19 protein-coding genes and 1 pseudogene are annotated in these 23,571 nt (G+C 62.3%); 8 read left to right on the plus strand and 12 right to left on the minus strand.

Features of this window, described 5'->3' with window-relative positions; genetic code table 11:
* Positions 1-168: 168 nt before the first annotated feature.
* On the plus strand, positions 169-543 hold the full coding sequence (locus ACBI99_RS43395) for a hypothetical protein (RefSeq protein WP_375075130.1): 375 nt from the start codon (positions 169-171) through the stop codon (positions 541-543).
* A gap of 458 nt (positions 544-1,001) precedes the next feature.
* On the opposite strand, the gene ACBI99_RS43400 is transcribed toward ACBI99_RS43395, so the two are convergent.
* On the minus strand, positions 1,002-2,219 hold the full coding sequence (locus ACBI99_RS43400) for a barstar family protein (RefSeq protein ID WP_375075131.1): 1,218 nt from the start codon (positions 2,217-2,219) through the stop codon (positions 1,002-1,004).
* 521 nt (positions 2,220-2,740) lie between these two features.
* On the opposite strand from ACBI99_RS43400, the gene ACBI99_RS43405 reads away from it, so the two are divergent.
* Entirely contained in the window at positions 2,741-3,196 is a 456-nt protein-coding gene (locus ACBI99_RS43405; protein ID WP_375075132.1) for a hypothetical protein, read from the plus strand.
* A 754-nt stretch (positions 3,197-3,950) separates the two neighbouring features.
* On the opposite strand, the gene ACBI99_RS43410 is transcribed toward ACBI99_RS43405, so the two are convergent.
* Positions 3,951-4,292, minus strand: a complete 342-nt coding sequence (locus ACBI99_RS43410; protein ID WP_375075133.1) for a hypothetical protein — start codon at positions 4,290-4,292, stop codon at positions 3,951-3,953.
* A gap of 384 nt (positions 4,293-4,676) precedes the next feature.
* Here ACBI99_RS43410 and ACBI99_RS43415 point away from each other — a divergent pair, with 384 nt between their 5' ends.
* Positions 4,677-5,066, plus strand: coding sequence for a very short patch repair endonuclease (locus ACBI99_RS43415; protein ID WP_375075174.1), 390 nt, complete (start codon positions 4,677-4,679; stop codon positions 5,064-5,066).
* Positions 5,067-5,262: 196 nt separating this feature from the next.
* On the plus strand, positions 5,263-6,618 hold the full coding sequence (locus tag ACBI99_RS43420) for a DNA cytosine methyltransferase (protein ID WP_375075134.1): 1,356 nt from the start codon (positions 5,263-5,265) through the stop codon (positions 6,616-6,618).
* Positions 6,619-6,680: 62 nt separating this feature from the next.
* On the opposite strand, the gene ACBI99_RS43425 is transcribed toward ACBI99_RS43420, so the two are convergent.
* From ACBI99_RS43425 to ACBI99_RS43465, 9 genes and pseudogenes are all read right to left on the minus strand, one after another.
* The gene (locus tag ACBI99_RS43425; protein WP_375075135.1) at positions 6,681-8,678 is read right to left on the minus strand and encodes an ATP-binding protein; all 1,998 of its coding nucleotides are present in this window, start codon (positions 8,676-8,678) and stop codon (positions 6,681-6,683) included.
* A gap of 138 nt (positions 8,679-8,816) precedes the next feature.
* Positions 8,817-9,566, minus strand: a complete 750-nt coding sequence (locus tag ACBI99_RS43430; protein ID WP_375075136.1) for a hypothetical protein — start codon at positions 9,564-9,566, stop codon at positions 8,817-8,819.
* Entirely contained in the window at positions 9,563-10,450 is an 888-nt protein-coding gene (locus tag ACBI99_RS43435) for a hypothetical protein (RefSeq protein WP_375075137.1), read from the minus strand. The genes ACBI99_RS43430 and ACBI99_RS43435 overlap by 4 nt, the downstream gene beginning before the upstream one ends.
* Positions 10,440-12,230 carry a hypothetical protein gene (locus ACBI99_RS43440; RefSeq protein ID WP_375075138.1) on the minus strand — a complete coding sequence of 597 codons (1,791 nt, stop codon included), beginning with the start codon at positions 12,228-12,230 and terminating at the stop codon, positions 10,440-10,442. Before ACBI99_RS43440 ends, ACBI99_RS43435 begins: the two co-directional genes overlap by 11 nt.
* A 92-nt stretch (positions 12,231-12,322) precedes the next feature.
* Complete coding sequence (locus tag ACBI99_RS43445; RefSeq protein WP_375075139.1) at positions 12,323-13,309, minus strand: PD-(D/E)XK motif protein; 987 nt, start codon at positions 13,307-13,309, stop codon at positions 12,323-12,325.
* Entirely contained in the window at positions 13,306-15,867 is a 2,562-nt protein-coding gene (locus ACBI99_RS43450; protein WP_375075140.1) for a Z1 domain-containing protein, read from the minus strand. Before ACBI99_RS43450 ends, ACBI99_RS43445 begins: the two co-directional genes overlap by 4 nt.
* A gap of 954 nt (positions 15,868-16,821) precedes the next feature.
* A complete protein-coding gene (locus ACBI99_RS43455) occupies positions 16,822-17,289 on the minus strand; it encodes a hypothetical protein (protein WP_375075141.1) in 468 nt (155 codons plus the stop codon).
* A 5-nt stretch (positions 17,290-17,294) separates the two neighbouring features.
* The gene (locus tag ACBI99_RS43460) at positions 17,295-18,599 is read right to left on the minus strand and encodes a restriction endonuclease (RefSeq protein ID WP_375075142.1); all 1,305 of its coding nucleotides are present in this window, start codon (positions 18,597-18,599) and stop codon (positions 17,295-17,297) included.
* A 136-nt stretch (positions 18,600-18,735) separates the two neighbouring features.
* Positions 18,736-19,466 (minus strand): annotated as a pseudogene (locus tag ACBI99_RS43465) (IS5 family transposase); the annotation flags it as partial.
* A gap of 688 nt (positions 19,467-20,154) precedes the next feature.
* Between ACBI99_RS43465 and ACBI99_RS43470 the strand changes: the two are divergent.
* The 4 genes from ACBI99_RS43470 to ACBI99_RS43485 all read left to right on the plus strand — a co-directional run bounded on the left by ACBI99_RS43470 (position 20,155) and on the right by ACBI99_RS43485 (position 22,715).
* A complete protein-coding gene (locus ACBI99_RS43470) occupies positions 20,155-20,523 on the plus strand; it encodes a hypothetical protein (protein ID WP_375075143.1) in 369 nt (122 codons plus the stop codon).
* Between the two features lie 364 nt (positions 20,524-20,887).
* Positions 20,888-21,187: a transposase gene (locus tag ACBI99_RS43475; RefSeq protein ID WP_375075144.1), complete on the plus strand. Its 300-nt coding sequence runs from the start codon at positions 20,888-20,890 to the stop codon at positions 21,185-21,187.
* Entirely contained in the window at positions 21,184-22,056 is an 873-nt protein-coding gene (locus ACBI99_RS43480) for an IS3 family transposase (protein WP_375075145.1), read from the plus strand. Before ACBI99_RS43475 ends, ACBI99_RS43480 begins: the two co-directional genes overlap by 4 nt.
* 221 nt (positions 22,057-22,277) lie before the next feature.
* Positions 22,278-22,715 (plus strand): GNAT family N-acetyltransferase, encoded by a 438-nt coding sequence (locus ACBI99_RS43485; RefSeq protein ID WP_375075146.1) that lies wholly within the window; start codon positions 22,278-22,280, stop codon positions 22,713-22,715.
* A 48-nt stretch (positions 22,716-22,763) separates the two neighbouring features.
* Here ACBI99_RS43485 and ACBI99_RS43490 read toward each other — a convergent pair whose 3' ends face one another.
* Complete coding sequence (locus tag ACBI99_RS43490) at positions 22,764-23,501, minus strand: XRE family transcriptional regulator (protein WP_375075147.1); 738 nt, start codon at positions 23,499-23,501, stop codon at positions 22,764-22,766.
* Positions 23,502-23,571: the final 70 nt, after the last annotated feature.

A 23,571-nucleotide genomic window follows, 5' to 3' on the forward strand; every position in this document is an offset into this window, starting at 1 on the left:
ATCGAGGGCTGGTACAACCTGCACCGCCTGCACAGCAGCCTGGGCTACCGTAGCCCCGCCGACTACGAGGCAGTCGCAGCGGCCTGACCACCACAACGATGGTGTCCGTCGGAGCGGAGCAAGCTCATCGCACGGTCCCCCGGACGCCACCATGAGACGCTGAACCCTGTGGATCAACCCGCTGAAGCAGTCTTCCCTACGGACAAGCTAAGCGCGCTTCGTCTTGGCAGATCCCTCGTCGCCGAAGTCGAGGCGAGCGAGCCGCAGTACCGGGCATGGATCGAGATCCGCCCCCTGCAAACTGATGCCGACGATGCCGCCCAGCGACAGGGCTGGACCCGTAACGACGAGAGACGCAGCTTCCGGCTGACACACTGCGAATACGTCACCGAGCGCCTCGACAGCTGGGATTACGACATCGGAAGCAACGAAACCAAGCGCACCGTGGCCACCGACGAGGCCGCCCTTCTCACCCTGCTCCAGGATTGGGGCGTAGCGCCCGATCGGTTCGCCTATCCCTGGGACACCGACTTCCCTGCCTAGCGGACCCTTCCGAGGTGAAGCCTACGGCCGTCGGATTGGAAGCGGATCGCTTTCATTGCGCACCGCTCGATCGCTGAGCCGCGAAAGCTCGCATAGTCGTGGCTTCTCCCTATTTGATCATTGCGTACGTGTTCCGGGTCTTGCTGTGGTGGCGTGTCATGTTGTGGATGTGGCGAGCGCTTCCGTACGTGGGGTTCTAGCCGTAAAGCTGGATTGTCCATGGCTGGTGCTCATCTACGGGGATCCCTGGACGGTCGAGTCCCGAGACATCCGGCGTCAAGCTGGCCACCCACAACGCTCCGGACCGGCTCAATGCCGGCCTTACCAATAGCGATCAAGGCCCTGAGCTTGTCATTCAAGCACGTATGCCTTGGTGGCACTCACGGTCATCTATCGCGCATAGCTGGCGCCAGTGGTGACGCCATGCCGATTTGTCAGAGGTGATTCGAGCCGTGATGTCAGCGGAACTCGACCTCGACTCTGTGCTCGGAGAAGATCTCCAGAAGGTCGTCCAGTTCGATGCTCGGCCCCCAGTCGCGCAGGCGGTGGTCCGGCCGGTCGTAGCCGGCGACGAGGTGGCGGCGGGCCACATCAGAGTGGTGCCAGATCAGCCGGAACGGGCTGGTGGCACCCCATCCGCCGGCGAGGCAGTCGTCGAGAGCGTTGAGGTCCCAGCCGAAATAGCCGCCGGGACCGTTGATCGCTTCTCCGATGGCGCAATAGAAGGCGTCGATGTCAGTGACGAAACGACCGTCGAGGTGATAGGTCGTCCCGGCTGGCTTGTCCGGCAGTCCGCCCTGAAGAAGGTGACGACCGACTGCCAGACCAAGCCATTCGCGCTGCAGCAGCCGGTCGTAGCGTGTCCACAGGTTGGGCTGGGCCGGACCGCCGTCGTACCACATGCGGAAGATCTCGCGAGCACCACTAGGTGTCGGCTTCTCGATCCCACCGTCGAAGGTGATGTCCAGCAGCCCATTGCCCAACTTCGACGGGCGGGCGGCGATGACGGTGGCCGACAGCAGCCCGCCCTCGCCGGCGATCCGCCCGTCGTATTGAAGGGCCATGACGGAGGCCGTGAGCTTGCTTCCCTCGATGGTCCTCAGCAACGGCGGCGCTTCGGGGAGAAAGCCGATCAGGGTCACCGGCCGGATCGGCGCGGCCGGTCGCTTGCGGAAGACTCCAGCAACATCCAGACACCAGCCGAGCGTCACGTCATCAAGCGCGGCCAGCCGAAACCCTGTCACGTCCGGCTTGTCCTCCGGCAGCCCCGCGGCCGGAAGCAGCCGGACATACCCGCGCAGGTCGAGGTCGACAAGGCCGTCCCGTGTCGCCGACGGGCGTCGGCCGATCACGGTGACGTCGATGAGCTCTTCCACGCAGGTACACCCGCGCTCGTCCCATAGGCACCTGTCAGGCCGCTGGCGGTGGATGGGAAACAGGGCGATGCTGGGCAGCCACGCCCGCTCGGTCCCCAGATGCCCCAGCGCCTCCAGCAGCGGCCCCCTCGGCTCGCAGCCGAGCAGGGTGAAGGTCTCTGGTAGGGGGATGGGCTCGGGATCTGAGAAGAGCCCGTCGATGTCGTGGCACACGCCCAGTGTGACGTCCGGTTCACCCACCTCGCCGGTGTACTCGTCCAGCAGCAACCACCGCGCGCCCGGCATAGCAGGAGTTGTCATCGCGGCACACCCTAACCGCTGGCCCTCTCATTTGCACCGGTTGGCGCTGATGGCGATCTATCAGACATAGCGGACTGTGACGGTGAGGCCACGTCTGGTCGGGCTGACTCTGGCCCCGGAGCATCGGCGCAGGCACGGGGACCTCATACGGCGGGCTGAACCGGCTCCATCACATCACGCGGCTAAGGATGGCCCTGGCCGCGCTGCCGCTTCCGCGAGCAGGAAAACTAACGCGGTTGCTGTACGGCGCTGCGAAATCGAAAGGCCCCTCCCGAATCTCGGGAGGGGCCTTTGAGCTGCAGAGCCGACGAGGGGAATCGAACCCCTGACCTTCTGTTTACAAGCGAGGCCGGAGACGTCCATCGCCATCCAGCACCGACAGAAACGCCTGGTCATCAGGGGCTCCGGGCTTCGGAGACTCCAGAGCCGTCCAGGGGCGTTCAAGGGCGTTGTTAGCACCGACGTTAGCAAGATCGTGACAGTTCAAAGTGTTGTCGGCTCCAATGGCTACTCTCCAGCTCATGACAGTCCCCGAGATCATCCCCATCGTTTACGAACCCGACTACCACACCGGCACGATCGGCCCTTGGGAAGGCGGCCAGCTCTTCGGCTCCGTCGTCGCCGCCTTCCGTGAGGGCTACACCCGTACCGATGACTGGCCGACGCACAAACGCTGGTACGTCGTTCTGCACACCTTCGACACCGCCGGCCACCACCTCGACTCTCGCATCGAGCGCATCGGCACCGAAGACGACCACCGGACAGCCGTCGACCTCGCCCACGGGCGGCTGAAGCACTGGCTCGACGCGCTTCCGGGCCTTCGCTTCGACGACATCGCCATCCGGCCCTTCCAGCGCACGTTCGACGGCGTGCTGTTCGGCCTCGTCATCGAGACCTTCGAAGGCGAAGAACACGCCGAGTTCTACCCGAACAACATCGGCTTCTACGAACCATGGGACGGCCTGTACGACACTTGACCACCCGATCCGTTGGGCTCCAGCCCACGCCGCTACCTGACGGATCGTGTCGGCCGAGCTGGTCGGCAACCAGGCTCCGCGCAGGATGTTCCATAACTCCTCGCCGATGGAGTCCAGCGACGATTCAGCCTGGCGCAGGGCGTCCTTCAGGCTGCGGACGCCCTCAGGGACCATGCCCTCCAACTGGCCCATTGGCCTAGCCTGGACTGTCCGCCGGCGTACGGGCTAACAACGCTCGCAGTTCGTCTACCGCACCAGCGCACGCCCCGATAAGGGCTTGGTGCTGCCCGGTGAGCTCGCTGACGAAACGCTGAGCGGCCGGGCCGCTCCAGACGTTCTGCGCCATGAGCGCGATCGCACGGTCAAGACCGGGTCTGGCTTGATCGGTGAGTTGCTCAGCTCGGCGCAATGCCTGTTCCACTTGCTCCCGGGCCATACGTGACTCCTTCGGATGCACGATCAAGCTTCGGACCAGGGGCCTAGGGCCATTGGACTGCGCTTCACACACCTCAGCAACCGAATCGCCGGGATTGGTCTGAAGTGTCAGATGTTGCAACGTACCGCTTTAGGAGAGTGGAAGTTCGTCCCCCTGCATAGGCCAGCCGAGCTGGGGATATGGCCCACTATGCGCATGGGCTGCTCAAGATCATCCGATGCATGTCCCCAGTTCCGACTGCGAGAGCGAAGCGCTCCTCTGCGGGTGTTGGGCGGCCATGAGGTCGGAAGCCAGACGGGAGTAGGGCCGAAGGCGTTCTCATGTGGTGAGACCGAGTAGCTGCAGGACGTCGGCAGGGTGACTGCGGTAGCGGTCGGTGGCGGCGAGGTCGGTCCAGCCGAGCTTCCGTGCCAGGCCGATGCCCAGATTGCGCAGGCCAGCCAGGATCCGGGGTGCGGTGAGCTTCGGATCGGGCCGGGCTGCACTTCGTAGTCCCGGGTCAAGCGCGGCTAAGCATGAGCTGGCCGAGGGCGTGCTTGTCCCATCGAGCGGGGGCGAGCCTGTGGTGGCCTGGTCGTGGGTGACGACTTGGAGGTCGATGCCCAGGGTGGTGGCGCGATCGATTACGGCGATGCGGGTGGGCGCTGTTGGCTCAGGCATTGGTGGGTACAGGCTGGGCAGCGACGACCTGGGTGAGTAGCGGTAGGCCAGCGGCGTTGTCGGGCCCGCTGGCAGAGGTTTCACGCTGGGGGGCGTCAATCGATGCTATGAAGAGTCGACCACCATCAGGTAGATACCATGGATCTACGGGCAGTCTCCAGACTGGCAGTCTCGTATCGGCCCCACTTGTGAGATGCGCACCGAAGTCCATGCTCGTCATGGCCTCAATCCCGAAGTGACGGTGCATGCCGTGCATTGGGGCTCGTCGGCGCTGGCAAGATCACTATCATCGCGTTGATTGCACCCAAGTGGTCGTACACTGCCCGACGAAGGAAGAGCGCTCCAATGCGAGTCTTGACGACGACGCCTGCGGTAAGTCAGCGGATGAGCCGTCAGCGCAGCCGGAACACACAGGTTGAACTCATCCTCCGCAAGGAACTCCATCGCGCGGGCCTCCGTTACCGTGTGCATCGGCGGCCCCTACCTGGTCTGCGCCGTGAGGCGGATGTCGTGTTCGGTCCCGCGCGTGTGGCTGTCTTCGTCGATGGGTGCTACTGGCACGGCTGCCCCGAGCACGCGACATGGCCCAAGACGAATGCCGCCTTCTGGCGTGAAAAGATCAACCGTAACCGGGAACGTGATCGGGACACTGACCAGAAGCTCCTCGACCTCGGCTGGCTGCCCATCCGTGTCTGGGAACACGAGGATCCAGTAGAGGCTGCCAGGAGCATCGCCGTAGTTGTGCGGGAGCGACGGCATTCGCGCCAAAGCTAGCCCTTCCGTCACCCACCCCACGTACTCCGTCGTCGCTGTTTCCAGGGAAGAGTCGTGCTGACGGCTGCCGAACCACTGCTTCCGGCCACCTCATCACATACAGGGCCCTCTGGCAGTGTCTTGGAATGTCTGGGCATCAGAACCTTAAATCAGTCACACTAGCATCCCACCAGCGAGAGCCGGCTAAGATCAGCCTATGCACAACACCGGAGCCGCTGCCCCCATCACAGTCGTAGATCTCTTCGCTGGCTGTGGCGGCTTCACTCAGGGGTTCCATGAGTTTCGTCCTCAAGGTGTGGCGAACCATGGTCCCGTGTTCCGGAGTATCACCGCAGTGGAGCACGATCCGGCGGCAGCGGCCACGTACGCTGCCAACTTCGGAAGTCTCCGCCCCGATCCTGAAGGACCTGACACTCGGATCCATGTTGGTGATATCGAGAAGTGGGAACCCACCGAAGAGGACCTTCACGCAGACGTGATCATCGGAGGGCCTCCGTGCCAAGGTTTTTCGGCCTTGAATCGGAAGAAATTCGGCCTGGAGCGAAACCGACTGTGGGAAGAATTTGTTCGGATCGTGGCGAGAATCCGGCCAAAAGTATTTGTCATTGAGAACGTCGACCGTTTTCTGAAGTCCGATGAATTTCAGGATTTGCTTAAAGTCATTCAACCCGGCGGATTGCTAGAGCATTATCATTTGGCGACCCCCCCAGGAGCAGATCCGGATGGGTCGCCGGACGAGTGGACCGCACAATTCCTGCTGAACTCCGCCGACTACGGTGCTGTCCAAGCGCGTCGCCGGGCGGTGATAATAGGCGTGCGAAAGAGCCTCGGCGAACTGGGGGATTTCAGTTATCCGAACGCATCGTACGTACCGCTCCCAAAAGCGAAAGGTAAGAAGGAGCAGCCTCCACGCCGGGAAGAAATATCAGGAGACTCGCAGCCTGCCTACTGGATCCCGGTGGACGGCGTCTTTGACGAATCTTCGGCTATGACGATCAGCGGAACCGAGCTTCCCCCGATTCGCACAAGGTTTCCGGAAATCAATGACTATGTCCCGGGTATCTTCGCCACGCGAGATCTGCACGTCGGCCGCAACCCTCAGCCCCTTTCCAGGGCTCGTTACCGGGCAATCCCTCGTGGCGGCAACAGGAACGATCTATATGGCAAGTGGTACACGGTCGACGGCAACGGCAAGATTCAGATTTACTCGGAACCCAACCCCCAAGGCGTAGTCGCTCATGTCGGATACCTGTCGACGGAAAGCTGGGACAATCATAGAACGGGTACTGGTGACGTTATGGGTAGGCTTCGCCTGGGTGAGCCTTCGGTGACCATCAGGACGGAGTTCTTCAAACCCGAGAAAGGAAGATATCTTCATCCTGTCGAAGATCGCCCGATAACACATTACGAAGCCGCCCGTATACAGGGCTTTCCCGTCGACTTCCATTGGTGCGGGTCAAAGGTTGATATTGCAAGGCAGATCGGCAATGCTGTCCCCATCCCGCTTGGCCGTGCCATCGCAGGCGCCATCTATAACTTTCTGCGGGGTTGATCGTAGAGTTCGGCGCAACGGTACGGAAGTGCCTGCAGACTACGTTGTCAACAAGGCGATAATCAGGGAACGTCGTAATCAATATCTTGCGGCCCAAGACCTTTCCGACGCCTTTCTACGCCCCTATAAGCGCCTTGTGTCAGAACTTGACGCGTGCGTGCCACCTCCTGCTCCTTCTTGGCGAAGTGAGCATCCTGAATATCGCCCTCAAGAATCGCTCGATAATGTTCATAGTAGTTGCGGGCGCGCGTCTGGATCTGCTGCCAGGTGAGTAGTGCAGCATCCTGGCGATCTTCCCATGCCTTTTGTACCCTGGTGGGGATTTCGTAATTTTCGCTTGAGATGAACGCCATGAACCCAATCGTGTGAGCGGCATCAAGGCGTGCGGCATACTTCTCGAGGTTGTACAAATCATCGATCGTGACCGAGTGGCCTGTGCGTTTGATTTCTATTACCACTAGCTTTCCATCACCCGATAGCGCTAAGAAGTCGTAGCGACCTGCATACTCGGGGTCGTCGAGATCTTCGCGGCCCCATTCTCTGAGAGTGGCAGTCACCCTCTTTTCCTCGGAGAATATCTGCCACTCCGGGTTGATCAGCCAAGGGTAGTCGGCAATAAGGTCGTGCAAGTTTTCGCGACCCTTTTTCGGGGCGGTTTCGGGAGCATCGTTCACGATCAAGTCATAGAACTTGTCGATGACGTCGAGGCGCCCCCTGACCACCTCGAGCACGGCGCGACTTTCGAGCAGCTTCCAATCGCGCATGTACTCCACGGCCTGCTGAAAAGTGTGGGGATTCGCGGCAGCAACGTCCAACTCTGATATAAAGTCGTGGAATTGCCTGTACTCGAAAGCGCGCAGGATTGTGTCCGCCAGGGGATCTATTTGGTCATTTTCCGTTCCGGACTTGCCCAGTAGTACAAGAAACTTGTACACCTGATTGGCAGATTGCTTGTCGAGCCTGGCTATTCTTGCAGCGAAATCCGTGTTCTCGTGGACTGTATTCTTTACGCGTTCGCCCCGTTTTTCTATGCGTTCGCGTAGAAGTCGCCTAGTAAGTGCGTCTCCCCAAGCTTTAAGAGGGGCCGCCAGTTCGTCATCCCAATCGATTTCCTGCCTGTCTGTCGACACTCTGTCGCTATCATCGTCGACCCCGGCATCCAGATAGTCCGCTTCGATGACCCCGGTTAGATACTTCGTGCCATGCTGACCACTGGCTGTGCCTTCGACATCGAAGAAATAAGGAGGGGCCTGAGCCGTCTTTCCATTGACGATCACCGTGAACCCTTGCAACTCCTTCGGCAGAACAGTGCTACTGAAGCCAGCCCACCATCTGACGGATTGCCCAGGCGAGATTTCGACCGTCTCGTCTCCAGTCTCCGGTTCGCGCATGTCAAAGCTGATTATTGGGTCGGAGACAGGTTCGCCATTGAGGTAGATCGTCATGTCGCCGCGTACCCTGGTGCTAAATCTGCGAGCAAGGGCCTGGCCGAGTCCAGTGATGTCGACAGGTGTCTTGTGCTTGAGGTTGCGCATGACAATGCGAGTTCCACTTTCATACATTGACATGGATTCATCCACCGGCTCGAGAACACCTGGAATGGTGACACGCTCGGTGGAGTCAGGGTCGGTCTTGAGTGTGCTCGCGTCCAACGTTAAGGTGCACGATCTCATATTGCGCCAAGTAGTGACGGTCATATTGCGAGCAAGCCCAAATCCCGCCAGCTTGCCTACTCCTTTGCGCCCCATGACCGGCCGTCCCCTATTGGGGGACTGTCCAGCCGCTCGACGGTTCCTGCCAATAACCAGGTAGTTGTGCTCGACTTCGTCGTCTGTCATGCCGACGCCGTTGTCTGTGATCGTCAGGACACTGGTTCGGGGATCATACTCATGCTCAGATGGAACCATGATGTCCACACGAGTCGCTCCGGCGTCCCAACAGTTGGCGACGAGCTCAGCAATCGCGACGTCTCGTCGCTTGTACATCTGTGTGCCAAGGTGCTCCAGAGTGCGGCCCAGGACGGTGATCTTGAAGTCGCGGACAACCTTATTCAGCGCCATGGTCGCATACTAGGACATTTGTACCGGCAGTCCAAGATTTGTCCCGGTCTCACCGCAATCCGAGGCACGGGGCATTGGCATGACCCGGCGGCTCTCTGGGGTGACTGGCGTCAAGGAGGCATGCACTTTCACCGGGGCTCAAGCCTGCGATTGCTCCCGATACAAGACGCCGGCTGTCCTGAGCCGCGTGATTGTTTCGTTTGTCAACGTGTTGCAAAGATCTCGGACTTGGCGGTCGGAGAGAGCTCGCATGTCAAGGAACGCCAGGTATCGACGCAGGCGCGCGGTGACGTCGCGGATCACCGGCCTGCGCGGGACGTCTGCGGTGTGTTCGAGGACAGCTCGGGCCATTTCTCTCACAAGGCGGGGATCACCGCCGATGCTGCGGCGTTCCATGAGCTGATTGAGATCACTCTCGGTCAGGGCAGCCAGGATGTGCTCCTGGCCGGCGAACACAACCGCGTGCCACCACAATCGGGCCCAGGTGTGTCGGGTTAAATCGGAAGCAACCCATCGTTCCTTATTGTCTGGGCCGAACCGCCACATCGTGACGTGCGGCAAGGCAACGAGGGAAATGAAGGACCAGAGGTCGCGGTTGCCAGCTTCTGCCCACGACAGATCCATGTGGCTACGAATCAGATGAGCCGCGTCCCGGTCAAAAGAGTTTTTTGTATGAATATTAGGGGGAGTCGGGAAGCCACGCTCTTTGGCCAATGCGTAGATCGCGTCGATCAACTGCCTGATACGCTTCGGCCTGATGCGAGCGCCTATGGGGGCCCACGTCTGTTCCGGATGAGTGTCCTGCGGGGCGGGAGGCCGTCCTTCGATGACATGGTCATACAAGGCTTCGCTCACGACGGCGGGTAGATGGGGCCAGAGTTCGCTCACTGGAAGATCCTCCCCCTTCCGAGGCTCCGCACTGCACCCGATAGTTGAGTCCTGAACTCCGCAAGATCTATGGGCGACGGTGGTGTGACGAGGTGCAACGGCGACACAGCGATGGTCCTTGCCAGCACGTCTCCAACGCTGTTCGAGGGCCATTCCTCACGTTCTGCCAGTTCTTCGCGGAGATGTAGAGCAAGTTCCAGGAGTAGCGTAGCGACGCTGGCCTGGAGCTCGTCGAGCAGAAGCTGTTGGCGTTTATCCTTGGCGCCGCGCTTGACGGCGGCACTCAACTCCCGGTCGCGCTTGTTGATGAGCACTCGGAACGTTCCGAAGAAGGGTGCGGTCAGGTCCGTGCTCGTCTCCAAGTGCCAACTGGCGGTGGGGGAGAGCCGTGTATGGGTGAAGTCAACCTCGTGCACTGGGAACATCGAGGACGCGTTCTCCAACACCGCTTGCTGGGTATGCTCGGCGAGCACCGAGCCAGGGATGGACGCCACACCCGCCGCTTGCTTCGCGAGAGTGCCTGCGAGGCTTATGGTGCTGCGCAGCGATAGAGTTCCGGACAGGCGTTCCCCGACAAGTGTCGCGGAGACCGTAGCCATACCGTTCGAGTCGAACCTCACCGACGGCGCGGCCTCGGTCATGGCGGTGGTCGAACTCGTCCAGGAGACGACTAGTGCGACATCCGCAATGGCTATTCCTGTTTCCTGGGCAAAGCGCGCAACATCGACTCGCACGTGTCGTGCTACCTGTAGATCCGTACCCGGATCCCAACCGTCGATCTCGTCCGACAAGAGACTCCACTCGTCTGCGTCGAACAGATACCACGGTTCCCAAACGACGGTTCCGGGACGGGGCACGAGATATGGACGAACGTCAGCCTGCATCGGATGCCACCTCGTTCACCCGGAAGCGAACGACGGCGTCGGGCACGTGCGTAGCGTAGACGTACCAGTCCGATTCGTCGCCTGCAGGTATTGTGACGATCTTCCCACGTGTGACAAATCCGTCAGCAGACTGCCAAAGCGTGATCTGCGGAACAGCGGCTCCTATCGGCGGCTCACTCTCGCGGCCGCCTCCCTCGAGAACGACGTCGACGTCCGCAGATAGAACTCTTTTGGTATCCACAGCAGGGACCTTGACGTGAGCGACGAGGTACGGGTTTCCCTCGTGGACAAGCAGTATCGGAGTTCCATGCAAGCGAGGTCTTCCCCTTCGTCGAAGGGTGGCGCCGCCTCCACCATCCCGGCCGCCTCCACTGCCGTAGTGGAGGCCGGCTCCCCTCGTTTCGCTGGCATGGCCGAAGTCGCCTGCTGTGACGCCGTCATCAGACGTTTGGCTCAACCTCGCGGGGACTATACCGGCGAGCAGCGCCGACAACTGCCCTAGTCCTTGGCCCCCAGTGCCACCGCTCTGGTATCCGAGTCCGAGCCGTTCGTCCAATTGCTTCTGCACAAACGTGCGTGCTCCCACGACAACGCCCCGTGCGGTCCCGGTCAGGCCCTTGGAGATCCAGTCGTCGTGTGTGGGCGGCTCGGCGGACGCGAACAGTGCGTCGGCGTCCTCGGATGCCTTGAACACACCTGCATAAGCGAGGTGGGGGTCGGGATGGGGAGAGCCGGCAAGGTAGTCGACAACGAGCTCGGCCACGCGCATGCGGGCGACGTGGTGGGAGGGGCCGTCGAACGGTTTGGCCGCCTCTATCAGGAGCCGATTGCTCGCGCTGCTGGCAGCGGTCAGGATCATGGCAAAGCTGCCTGCGTGCTTGGGTGGAACTGTTCGTGAGAATGCGGCTCCGTTTCCTGCCCTGATCTCCTCCAGCGCTTCCACAAAGGGCGCCAGCTCATCGAGAGTGTGGGGTTCGGGAACTGGTACGTAGGATCCGTTGACGCCCACGGCGAAGCGCATGTGTCGTCCGTGGCGGTCCGGGACCATCTTCGGCCAGAGGTTCCATAGGATCGCAGACGAGATGAAGGTCGCTGCCTCCTCGGGCGTGCGGTCGCGTGTATCCGACTCGGATCCGATGGATCCCAGGTCGGCTGCCAAGACGACGATGTCTGTACCACTGCTGCCGTCATCGAATCCGGGCAATCGCAGGGCCTTGCAGATTGTGTCGGCCTGTCCGGCGAGGATCGGGTCCGGAATGTTGTCCGGCGCCACAAGACCCCACCAGTGGCGGCCGGTGAAGCATTGCTCTCCGAGGTACCAACTGTTGCCGAGCGCCGCACCCATCAGTCGGCGGGCAGCCGGACCGTCCGTAGCAGTGTGGGTGTCCACGAGAATTGCACCCGCGTTGCTCAATTGATAGAAGATACCCTTGCCGAAGCCATATGTCCCTCCGCCGAAGCGGTGGTCGCTGGGTTCCCCTACGTTGCGGAGGAACTGGACAAAGTCCGGTGTCTCCTCGCCGTGCGCGCGTTCGCCGGCACGGAGCGGACCGCCCAATCCTCTGGTGTTCCGGTCGGAGACCACCAGTACCACGGTCTCAGGGCGGAGAGCCGCATCGAGATTGACATTGGACCCACTCGGTGGCTGCGGCAGCAGCAGGTCACGCCAGGCGTGGGCGTCATCGCCGAGTGTGCGTATATCTATACGGAATTCGATCGCACCGTCGGGAAGGCGGGCGTCCCAGCTATTCTGCGCTGCTTCTCGTACCAGGACGGTCAACGGGTCCAGCGTGGGTCGTCCCAACTGTTTAACGATGCCTTCAGCCGCTGCAGAGCCTTCCGGAGCAAACGGCTGTGACCACCAACGCAAGTTCAACGGACCGCCTCCTCAGCGATCTCCGTTAGCGAAGCTCCGGTGCTGAACGGCAGTAACGCAGCGAGATCGATCTGGTAGCTGAGTCCTTTGACGCCGTCCGGCAGCTTACCCGTGATCAGCGACGACGGGACCACACGAGGGGAGTCGGGGCCTATCGTGACCCTAAGTACTTCCTCGATCGTGAAGGTTTCCAGATCGGACCGCACCAACTGCTCGGACCAGCCTGCCGCCGATAGTCGTGCTCGCAGGTCCGTCGGTGATGCAACTGCATCAAGGAGTTGCTCGACAAGGTCTTGAATAGTGCGTCCGTTGGGATCGTCGACCACGCGCAGAAGTACGAGGTCCAATGGTCGTCCGTTATGAGTGTTCAGCTGCTCCAAACCGTGGACGAGGATACGATCGCTTGTGGCGCTCATACCTTTAACCTCGAGACACCTGCCAATGGCCTCGAAGTCATGCGGTTCGTTCAACGGCCCACGCCATGCATCCACAGAGAACCCGGCATCCGCTCCGACGAGAGAGGTGAGAACGGCGAGTTCTGCAAAGAGCCCTACTTTGGCGTGATGGGGCAGACCACGTAGCAAACTGCTCCGAAAGAGGCGACGCCACCGCGCGATAGCGTCCACCGCGGTGGCAGCGGGTCGCGGTGCGTCCGCCACGGTTTCCAGCACATCAGTCACAACCTCGTCGAACTCGGGGAAGAGGTCGAACTCGACGCATGAAACGTCCACGTAGGTGGTAGCGGGGCCGCCGAAGCCGAGTTTGCGGATCACAAGCCCCAACACCGCGGGTTTGGCATCGACGGACACGGCTTCGTCACCTACAGGAACAAGTAGGTGACGAGCACCTGCCCTGTCGACCGCCACGTAGCACGGCTCCCCATGACAGATCACCTCCAGCGGGAAAGCCGCGAGCTCCTTTGCTCGTGGCCGCATCAGAACCGCCCACGCGCGCTCCAGCATGGTCGATTCGATGTCCGTCACGCCATGTCCTCGGTATCGACGCCGAGTGCCTCGTCGACGTTCTCACTTTCGACATCGGTGAGGTCGACCGCAACATGACTGGCCTGGATGAACTTCGTCCTGACGTCGCCCGGGAAGGTGATGCCTAGACCGACCACAGCCCGCGCCGCGTCGAGCGGGATGCGCGGTGGGTGTGCAACGTCCGTGTTCTTCCTGGGATTGACAGGCTTGCTGGTCGGATCGATCAGATATAGCACGACCAGGCCGCGGTCGTGACACACCGGATGTTCATTGCGCAGGGCGACAAGCTCACTCTCGCTCTTTGCCCTGGCTTCTGCGGCCGACAAGCCAAGATCGAGTGCACGGTCCTGCTTGCTCATCAGGGTCTTGATGTCGGCGCGTTCGGTATTGCCGTCATTCAACCGCGAACGTATCGAGTACTTGATATCCAGACCGCCCAGTGCCGCATCCTTGCCCTCACCGGTGACCACGGCAACAGACCACATCGCGAGACTCGGCGGATCGCCGGTGAGCTGTTGATCGATGTATTTGATCATGAGCTCTGGGTCCAGATCAGGGGAGTCCTCATGGACCTGGTACCGGGAGAGGAATGCCTTTACAAGCGACACAGGGACGTCTCGGATCAGTCGTGCGGCACCCGAATCCTCGACGTTGCCGTGTCGGACCGCCTCCTGAACGAAGCTCTCCGCGGCCTGACGGTTGCCGTCCAACCAGTCGACGTCCCGATGTTCGAAGTATCGGGTCTGCAATCGGCGTCCGGCGTAGGAGATGAAAGCCGGCTGGGCGGCACCCATCTTGGCGGTGATCCGAAGCGACGGGTGCGTCCGGATCCGCACCGCCACCTGGGAAGGTGTCAGGTTCTCTCGCTGATATCGGTCTATGTCGTCGCGCATTTCGTGCTCAACGGTGGCCAGGTGCCGGAACGCGGCGGCGAGACTCGGCGTCATCCAGATTCGAGGCAGGTCCTCATATCCGGTTCGATAGCCGAACCAGCGGCCCATCTGCAGCAAGGTGTCGTAGGCCGTCGCACCCCGGACGAAGAAGCTGACGACGAGCCCTTCCAAGGTCAGCCCGCGGGAAAGGGTGTTGCCGCCGACCGCGATGGCGACCTGGGAGGGATCGGAGTAGTCCAGTCGATCCTGGCTGCGGTAGTTGTCGAGGACGATGCGCGTGGCGGAGATGACTTCGCTCAGATAGCGCAGGACCTCGTCGAACGTGTTCTGCGTCCGGCCGAAGTCCTCGGCGGGAACCCGTGACGACTCCTTCTCCCACAGGTTGCGCCATTCGTCGAGGACCTCGGGACGGCCGGAGGCGAGTGCGGCCAAGGCCCTCTGCTGCAGTGACCGCAAGGGGGCCCGATAGCTCTCGTGCACGGCGATCTTGACGGACGTGTGGATGAGCATCGTGCTGTGGTCCGTGTCGCCGCGCGCCCGTCGGGCGGCCGTGGCCAGCCAGAACCAGCGGACGGCCGTCACCAGTTCATCGATCATGGTGGGTGTAAAGCCGTCTGCGGATTCCTTGCTGCCGGGACGCAGCAGGGGGACATCCTCCTCGGCGACCAGTCGCACCATGTCGTAGCCGTCCGGTGGGCCCTGCTCGTCGGACGTCTCCCACTCGACGGCATCGCGGCCGAAGATCTTCTCGGGGCCGAAGTAGCCGTCGGGACGCGGCAAGTTGAGGATGAACGACTTCGGATATAGATCTTCCTGCGTAGGGTCGATGAAGACATTGGCGAAGGGCGTCGCGGTGTACCCGATATACGTGCACCGAGGCATGAGCCCAAGAAGCTTGCGGATGAGCGGGTTGATCCGCCCTGTGGCCACCGATGCCTGGTCCGCCTCGTCGTCGATGATCAAGACCGGTGCTGAGGCAAGTGCCTTCCGACTGTTCGGCTTATCCAGCCACTTGATGAGTTTGTTCAGTACAGCTGCGTTCTTCTTGACGACGGCCAGAACCGTCTTCTCGTCGCTCAACGCTGCCGACGCTTCGAGAGTCTGATCGACGAAATCCCGAGCCTCACCAGTCAGCGTCATCCAGCGGTCGGGATTGAGATGTTTGAGGTATTGGTCCAGTCGTACCTGGGTCTGGCGACGCAGTCCGTTATGGATGCCTGAGAGGACGATGACCAGGCGGTACTGTACGTCCGCCATCTTGGCAACGACGGCAGTGAAGTTGGTGGTCTTCCCGCTTTGCACATATCCCACGACAAGACCCTTGGAGTTCCACGTGGAACGGTCCGGCCTGGGGGTGTGGGCGACCACGGTGCTGGACGAGTGGTCCACGGAGTCGATGCGCTCGTCCGGCCACTTCTCGGCTTCGAACTGATCCTTCAGGGCCAGCCAGTAACGGTCAGCATCGCCCGGACCGCTGTACCAGTCGTCCGAGCCGGCCGTGATTATCGGAGGGCCACCGGCCTGTACTTTCGCTTTGTCCGCCCCGAACTGATGCCGGTACGCCTCCACGGTGTCCTCGGGCAACTCCTCCGAGAATCTGGCTACAGCTGCCTCGACGCCATGGCGTCGGGCCCAGTCCGCGAAGACGGTGTACAACAGGCCCAAGACTCATCACCCTTCTACTTGCTGAAGCAAGAAACCTAGCCGAGAAGAGCAGATTTCACCATCAGGCATCGGCAGCAAAGCACCATTGACGGATAGAGTCTGCAACCGTCAATCTACTGATGCAAAGTCGCTGACTTCGCTGGTCCTTGTCGTTTCGATATGACGTGATTGTCCCCAAAAGTCCGGTGCAACGTGCCGGATCGGGCGGACGGTGCTCCAATCGGCACGCGCTCACGGGTTGTCTTGGTGGATCACATCGGTGCGTTCACAGAGCACGCCCGGTCGGTGATGCCCAACCGCAGCTTGCCACGGTGCTGAGCATCGACGGGTCCGCGGGCACGGCCGCGCTGGACTGGAATGGGCCACCGCCACCGGGACTACGGCGGTGGATCGCCGGCGCTGGCTTCGTGGACCCTGTCCGGTGAACAGGGCCTACTCGGCAAGGTCGAGGGCTGTACCATCACCGCCATGCTGGCTGGAAGGGCAACCTCGAGTGGGGACTGCGTAGTTGGCTGGCAGTGATGAGGGAGGTGAGCGCTTCCCGGCAGGTCTGACCCATCGGCTGACTGACATCGAGGTCCTCAACGAGATCTGTCGACCCTGGACGGGAAGTGCTCATGTGCACTCACCGGACGCGGCACCTGTGACTTCATAGGAGCCTGGCCAGAGGCCCCATCACCGTCTTGTCCGCCTTGCCCGGCTGGCGCGTGCCGCCCTGCCCCCGGTCAAGACGACAGGACGACGATGACCTCCATTACACCCGACAACACACCGATCTCCGAAGTCGCCGGCGGCGTGGACACCCACCAAGACACCCACACCGCAGCGGTGATCGACCCGTCGGCCGGGTGCTGGGCACCGGTTCCCCGCCACGGCGGCCGGATACACCGCGCTGCTGGGCTGGATGCGCACCTTCGGGCGGCTGAAGCGGGTCGGGGTGGAAGGCACCGGCGCCTACAGAGCCAGACTGATCCGCCTGCTCCAGGCCAGCACATCGACGTGATCGAGATCGACCGGCCGGACCGCAAGAGGCGCCGTTTCCAGGGCAAGTCCGCCCCGATCGACGCCATCGCCGCCGCCAAGACCGCACTGGCCAGCAACCGCACCGGCACTTCCAAACAGTGCGACGGCCGCATCGAAGCGCTGCGCACCCTGCGCATCGCCCGCCGCTCGGCCGTCGACCAGCGCGCCGACGCCCAGTGGCAGATCAAGGCCCTGATCGTCACCGGCTCCGAGACCCTGAGCCAAATCCTGCGCGGCCTGACGATCCCGAAACTGATTGCCACCTGCGCGCCGCTCTGTCCCCCGACCGCGACCACGTCTGGGCCGCGTGCCCAGACGGCGAAGCCTGAGCCGGGACACTCGGATCCTGCGTATGACGGCGGCAGCAAAAAGCGTGAGGTCGAGAGCAGGGCGGGACATCAGACCTATTTGAGAAGGATCTCTTCAGGGCGTCGGTTGGTGATGGTCGTGACAGTACTGCTAAGAATGTGGTCGAGGCATTCGCCCAGGTCGCCCCCGTGGTCATCGCGGGCCATGGCGCGGAGCTCCTTGATCAGGTCCATGCCATTGATAAGTACGATTGGGTACTGATCTTCTACCATCTCCATTTGTGCGGCTTCGGAATATGAACCAGTGGTGACATAAACTCCGATCCAGCCACGGCGCAGTCTCGCGACAACGCGGGCGATCTGCTCCGCCGACACCAGGCTCTCGGGTCTGATGCATTTGGCCTGCCCCAGCACGACCAGACTGGTGCCTGCAAGCCCGCTGCCCAAGTCGAGTCGTCCGACGAAATCTGCACCACCATCGCCGGATCTTCGTGTCAGCCAGCCCTCGATATACCGCTTCCCGGAGCCACGTAGCACGCGCGCAGCCACTGCTGCTGCAACGGCCTCGAAGTCATGTTTGTTTCCGTCGAATCGCTTATAAACCGCCTCAAGGGCCGCCGCATCAGGACTGCTCGCCGGCATCCTTTGATCCTTCAATTTAACGATCCTGGCCTTGGCCACTCGCCGACGCAACCGAGGCAGTGCCGATGCGCCCTGCTTGACCCAATCACGCCAGGCGCGTGGAGCGAGTTCAAGCGTCTGAGCTATCACGAGAGATTTTTCGCGGCGAGCATGGATCCAATCCCAAGAAACGCAATCATCCTCGTCGGCAAGGTCAATCAGAGCAATATCGTACACGTAATTTATGAAAGTTTTGTGTGCACGCCCCTCCCATTGAACCAGCCGTTCGGCGCGTTCGATCAGCCCGAGCCCGCAGAATTCCACATGCCCCTTGGGTTTGCCGTTACGCGACACAGCGCGAAACAAGAGAAGCGGTGCGGCCACCGCACGCTCGACCGGGCTCGGAGCTTGATGGTCCTCGAACGCTTCCAACAGGGCGGCGTTTCCGGTGGTCCCCCCCGGTGCCACCTGTTGCCCTGCCTTATGATCGCCGTAGTATCTGACATGCCCGTTGTCGAGGTCGAAGACGTCATGCCACGGTGTGTCAGCTGTACCCGCCTTCCACGGACTCGACCGAATCAGGATTGCAGGGCGGCGGGGCCCATCGGGTCCAGTGACCTTGGCCATTCTGTTTATTCCTGCTTCCAACAGCGCACGGTTCGACCCGGGTGAGTGCGTTACATGGTGGAAGTTGTCGTAACCGTCCAGCATCGGAGGAATGGGATCCTTACCGGCTGCATAGCGGAATACCTGTCCAACTCGGAGCTTGCCCCCGGCCATGGCCCCTCCCTTGCTGACTTGGCAGAGATGATGCCACCTGGGTACGACAGTCTGCTCGGAGAACGCCGCCCCTCCATGGCACACGCTCGGCGGCATCCGTTGGCTTGTGGTGACCAAGCCAGTCTTAGACGATGACTCATTTGGTGAGTCGGCGGTAGCAGATGAGGGCTGCGGCGATGGCGGCGAAGGCTGCGAAGTGGTCGGCCCGGCGTTCGTAGCGGCGGTGTAAGCGGCGGCAGCCGGTCAGCCACGAAACCGTTCGCTCCACCACCCAGCGATGGCGTCCCAGACGTTGACTGGACTCAACTCCGCGCCGGGCGATGCGGGGGATGATGCCCCGGCCGCGCAGGAAGGCGCGCAGGTGCGGGTAGTCGTAGCCCTTGTCCCCGTGGAGCTTGCCGGGCCGCCGCCGTCGGGGTCCGCGGCGGGAACGGATCGGCGGAATCGACCGCACCAGCGGTTCTAGCGCCAGGCTGTCGTGGACGTTGGCGGCGCTGATCGCGACAGCAAGGGGCAGACCGCTCCGTTCGGTGATGAGGTGGATCTTCGACCCTTTCTTGCCGCGATCGACAGGATTCGGACCTGTCAGTTCCCCCCTTTGACCGCCCGGACGCTGACCGAGTCGATCGCGCACCGCGACCAGTCCAGCTCGCCGCGCGCGCCGAGCTCGTCCAGCAGGATCCGGTACAACTTGGCCCACACGCGCGCGGTGCTCCACTCGGTGAAGCGGCGGTGCACGGTCTGCGAGGCGCCGAACACCGGTGGCAACTGCTGCCAGGCGCACCCGGTGGTGGCCACGTACACGATCGCCGCCAGAATCGTCCGATCGTCCACCCGCCATCGCCCGCCACCTTGCGGTCGCGTCGGCGCGGTCTGCCCCTATTAGGTGTGCCATCGTAAATAGGGCACTCCGTGCTGAAGTTACTGGATCACAACGGAGCTGCACTGGGGATACCGCTTGGCCTGATCAAAGTGGACGGGACGGCGAGCGTGACGCTTCCGACGCAGCGCGTGGGTGATAGTGGGTGTACTCCACGACAGATCCCACGGATACCGGTGGCGAGGACCGACGAAGTCGGTCCGCGGCAGCCGATCGCCCCAGCCCTTTACGGCGATTGTCGAAGTGGGCGATCGTCACGGCTTCAAGTGAACACTCAGCACGAATTGGTGATGCATCATGATCATGGTCCTCAGGGTGCCGCTCCGATCAGGACCGCCGACTCCACCATGACCTGTGATGATCGGGATGGTTGCCAGATGGCTACGAGGCATGTGCATATACACTTCGGCGACGAAAACGCTTGGAGTCGTCATCGACACACGGCATGATCCGCTGCGATTACCAGGCTGCTTGGGGGTCGGTTTGCTGCATCACCCGGTTCTGTACATCTGCATAGCAAATTTCCGAAAAGGGTCGTGTGTACTATTCTGATTCCCGGTAAAGAAGCCTCTCGATGGGCCAAGGGTGGCGTATAGATATCTTGCCGGATGGCTTGCTTTCGCAGACAATCCGAGGTTCTATTGGAATAGAAACAGTAGAGCATGGAGGATAGAGATGGCCGGGGTTCCAATCAAGGCGGGTGACCTTGTTGTATCGTCAGGTGGCCGCGTCATGCAGGTCGTCGGTGTTGGCAACGTCTCACCCGATACGGTGACACTCGTTCCCGCTGCCTCCCTTGACGGGGATCGCGAGCACACCATAGCTGCTTTCGTTGCGCCCTACCCGATCGACGGTCAACTGGTCGACTGCGGAATGCATCGGTCGCATCGTTGGGTCGACGCCACGCAAACCAACAGAATGACGGGTTTTCGCCAGCGACTAATTCGCTGTGTCATGTGCTTCGTCAACGACGCCGACTTTCGCGACTGCGAGATCCACGCCGTGAGCTCAACTGCTGATATCGGCGCGTTCTCCGCGCGCTGACGTATCCAATAGCCCGCGCATCTCTTGGCGCACACGCGTTCGTCGATAGCCACGGTCTCACCTCGTTCATCCCGTACACCCTCGACCCATTGCGGGCTGGTACCGGATGCTTGCATTTCCCTGGGAGCAGGTAAGGGAGCCGGTTCTCGTCTCGGTCCTTCCGACGCTTCCCCTTCGTCGAAGGATCGTTTAGGAGTCGGTGCTTCTCGCTGGGGGCGCTGTTTCAGTCATCACTGCCTGTGGTGGCGGTCGGTTCTGATCAGTTTAGGGCTTGGTGAGGACGTCGTGGTTCTGGGCTTGATCCGGTTTGACGGACATCTGAGATCAGGGGCTCGCCCCCGGAAGGATGTCCATGATGGAGAGCATGGGGAAGAAGAAGCCGCGTCCTCGCCGCTCGTTCACGCCGGAGTTCAAAGCCGAGATCGTCGAGCTGTGCCAGCGCGGTGACCGCTCGGTCGGGCAGGTGGCCCAGGACTTCGACCTGACCGAGACCGCGGTGCGCCAATGGATCCGCCAGGCCGAGGTCGACGCCGGCCATCGCGACGGGTTGACCAGCAGTGAGCGGGAGGAGCTGGCGGCGCTGCGGCGGGAGAACCGGCGGCTGCGCGAGGACGTCGACGTCCTGAAGCGGGCAACAGCTTTCTTCGTGAGGGAGACCCGGTGAGCGTGCACCCGTTCATCGAGGCGGAGAAGCAGGGTGGCCACAGCGTCAAGCGCGCGTGTGAGCTGCTGGGAGTCTCCCGTGCCGCCTTCTACGCACGCCGCAGCGCGGTGCCCGGTCCGCGCGCGGTGCGCGATGCCGAGCTGAGCGAGCAGATCGCCGCGGTGCACGCGCGCTCACGCGACAGCTACGGCGCCCCTCGGGTGCACGCGCAGTTGCGGCAGGACGGCCAGCGGTGCGGACGGCGGCGGGTGGCCCGGCTGATGCGCGGGCTCGGCCTGGCCGGACGGTATCGGCGCCGCCGGCGGCAGACCACGATCCCCGACCCGCACGCGAGCCTGCGGCCGGACCTGATCGAGCGCGATTTCATGCCGGACGCGGCGGCCATCGATACGCGCTGGTGCGGCGACATCACTTACGTGCCGACGCAAGAGGGCTGGCTGTATCTGGCCACCGTCATCGACATCGCCTCCCGGCGGGTGGTCGGCTGGGCGACGGCCGATCATCTGCGTACCGGCCTGGTCGCCGAGGCTCTGCGTCAGGCCTGCGCCCGTCGCCGCCCGGCCGGGCCGCTGATCTTCCACTCCGATCGCGGCTGTCAATATACGAGTGCCACCTACGCCGAGCTGGCCGGACGGCTCGGCGTGCGGCTGTCGGTCGGACGGACCGGGCAGTGCTGGGACAACGCGCTGGCCGAGTCGTTCTTCGCCACCCTCAAGGGCGAGCTTTTGGACGAGCGGTCCTGGCCCACCCGCGCCGCCGCCCGCAGCGCGATCTTCGAGTTCATCGAGGGCTGGTACAACCTGCACCGCCTGCACAGCAGCCTGGGCTACCGTAGCCCTGCCGACTACGAGGCCGCTCAGGCGGCCTGACCACCACAACGATGGTGTCCGTCAAACCGGATCAAGCCCAGTTCAACGCGTGGGCGGTGCTGGCCGCGACCGGCCGGAGAGCCGCAGCGCGGCCAGCGACCGCCCGACGCGCGGCGGGCCGCCGTAGGCGGGCTGCCCTTGATGACGTGCAGATAAGTTGCTTTCTGATCTTGGTCCGTGGCCTGGCCTGGTCTTCCGATGCGTCGTCGTAGGCTCGCTGCATGGGTGTTGAGATTGAGGTCATCCAGGAGGCGAGTCAGGAGCTCGTGGTGGCCTTCAGCCGGCTCTTGCCGCAACTGTCCTCGTCGGCTAAGCCGCTGGACTTTGAAGCGGTCGAACGTATCGTGAGAGGTGGCGGCAGCACGATCGTCGTCGCTCGCGCGGGCGGTGAGATCGTCGGGACGTTGACCTTGCTGCTGTTCGCCATCCCCTCTGGGGTACGTGCCCGGATCGAGGATGTGGTGGTCGACACCGCAGCGCGTGGCCAGGGAGTTGCAGCGAAGCTCACTCAGTATGCTCTGGGGTTGGCTCAGGATGCAGGGGCGCGGACAGTCGATCTCACCTCGCGCCCGGATCGTGAGGCGGCAAACCGGTTGTACGAACGTCTTGGCTTCCAGGTCAGGGAGTCCACAGTCTACCGTTTCGCGATAGGAGGGTAGCGCCCGCCCTCTCATCCAGCGATAGGCCAGTGATGAGATCCATGTCAGTCAAGCCGATCCCTGGTAGAGGGGCCGAGTGGTGTCCCACACTCGCTCGAAGCTGGTGATGTAGGCGTCCGCCGGTCCTCGATCGCTGGTGTGCGACAGGTGCATGACGGGGGCGTTGGCTGCTGGTGTGCCGTAGGCGTGGGTGTTGACCAGCAGTTCTCGATCGGCTCGGTAGATGGAGTTGTAGAGCACGGTCCGGTGGAGGCGGATCTCAACGCCTGGGACGTCACGCAACGACCGGTACAGCATGAGCGCGTTGTTGACCCGCGCTGCCATGACCTCGGCTCCGATCCCCTCATCAACGCCACGCGCGGCCACCTCCTCCCCCACGGGGTCTCCGAGAAGGATGCGCACTGTGACGCCGGCCCTGGCGCGGTCGGTGAGGATGTCGAGGATGCCCCGGTCCTCGGCGAGGAACAACGCGCTATAGGCCAGGACGCCGATCTCCTGTCGGGCTCCACCGAACAGGTTGCGCCAGACCGTCTGTGGGACGGCCCAGCGGTGCGGATAGATCGCCTCGATGCCATCGGCGAGAACCCGGTGTGGCGCCCCGACCTCGGGCCACAGCTCGACCTCGTCGACATGGAGCAGATCAGCCACAGCCCAACGATGACGCGGATACGGAATTCGGCCTTGGAGCCATCGGCTGACGGTTTTGGGGTCGACAGCCAGGGCGGCGGCGACGTCGGTGGTGTTGAGGCGGGCGGCGGCCAGTGCATAGCGAAGGTTGTCATTCATGGGGGCCAGCCTGTTCCTCTCGCGAGATGACCCTGTCCTGCGACGTTAACATCAGACGTCCCTAGACGTC

The sequence above is a fragment of the Nonomuraea sp. ATR24 genome (assembly GCF_041950485.1).
Lineage (GTDB): Bacteria > Actinomycetota > Actinomycetes > Streptosporangiales > Streptosporangiaceae > Nonomuraea > Nonomuraea ceibae.

Bases quoted from the DNA above. Each gene is read 5' to 3' on its own strand.
- ACBI99_RS43400 (WP_375075131.1), bottom strand. From the start codon at position 2,219: ATGACAACTCCTGCTATGCCGGGCGCGCGGTGGTTGCTGCTGGACGAG.
- ACBI99_RS43405 (WP_375075132.1), top strand. From the start codon at position 2,741: ATGACAGTCCCCGAGATCATCCCCATCGTTTACGAACCCGACTACCAC.
- ACBI99_RS43410 (WP_375075133.1), bottom strand. From the start codon at position 4,292: ATGCCTGAGCCAACAGCGCCCACCCGCATCGCCGTAATCGATCGCGCC.
- ACBI99_RS43415 (WP_375075174.1), top strand. From the start codon at position 4,677: ATGAGCCGTCAGCGCAGCCGGAACACACAGGTTGAACTCATCCTCCGC.
- ACBI99_RS43420 (WP_375075134.1), top strand. From the start codon at position 5,263: ATGCACAACACCGGAGCCGCTGCCCCCATCACAGTCGTAGATCTCTTC.
- ACBI99_RS43425 (WP_375075135.1), bottom strand. From the start codon at position 8,678: ATGGCGCTGAATAAGGTTGTCCGCGACTTCAAGATCACCGTCCTGGGC.
- ACBI99_RS43435 (WP_375075137.1), bottom strand. From the start codon at position 10,450: ATGCAGGCTGACGTTCGTCCATATCTCGTGCCCCGTCCCGGAACCGTC.
- ACBI99_RS43455 (WP_375075141.1), bottom strand. From the start codon at position 17,289: ATGTCCCGCCCTGCTCTCGACCTCACGCTTTTTGCTGCCGCCGTCATA.
- ACBI99_RS43460 (WP_375075142.1), bottom strand. From the start codon at position 18,599: ATGGCCGGGGGCAAGCTCCGAGTTGGACAGGTATTCCGCTATGCAGCC.
- ACBI99_RS43470 (WP_375075143.1), top strand. From the start codon at position 20,155: ATGGCCGGGGTTCCAATCAAGGCGGGTGACCTTGTTGTATCGTCAGGT.
- ACBI99_RS43475 (WP_375075144.1), top strand. From the start codon at position 20,888: ATGGGGAAGAAGAAGCCGCGTCCTCGCCGCTCGTTCACGCCGGAGTTC.
- ACBI99_RS43485 (WP_375075146.1), top strand. From the start codon at position 22,278: ATGGGTGTTGAGATTGAGGTCATCCAGGAGGCGAGTCAGGAGCTCGTG.
- ACBI99_RS43490 (WP_375075147.1), bottom strand. From the start codon at position 23,501: ATGAATGACAACCTTCGCTATGCACTGGCCGCCGCCCGCCTCAACACC.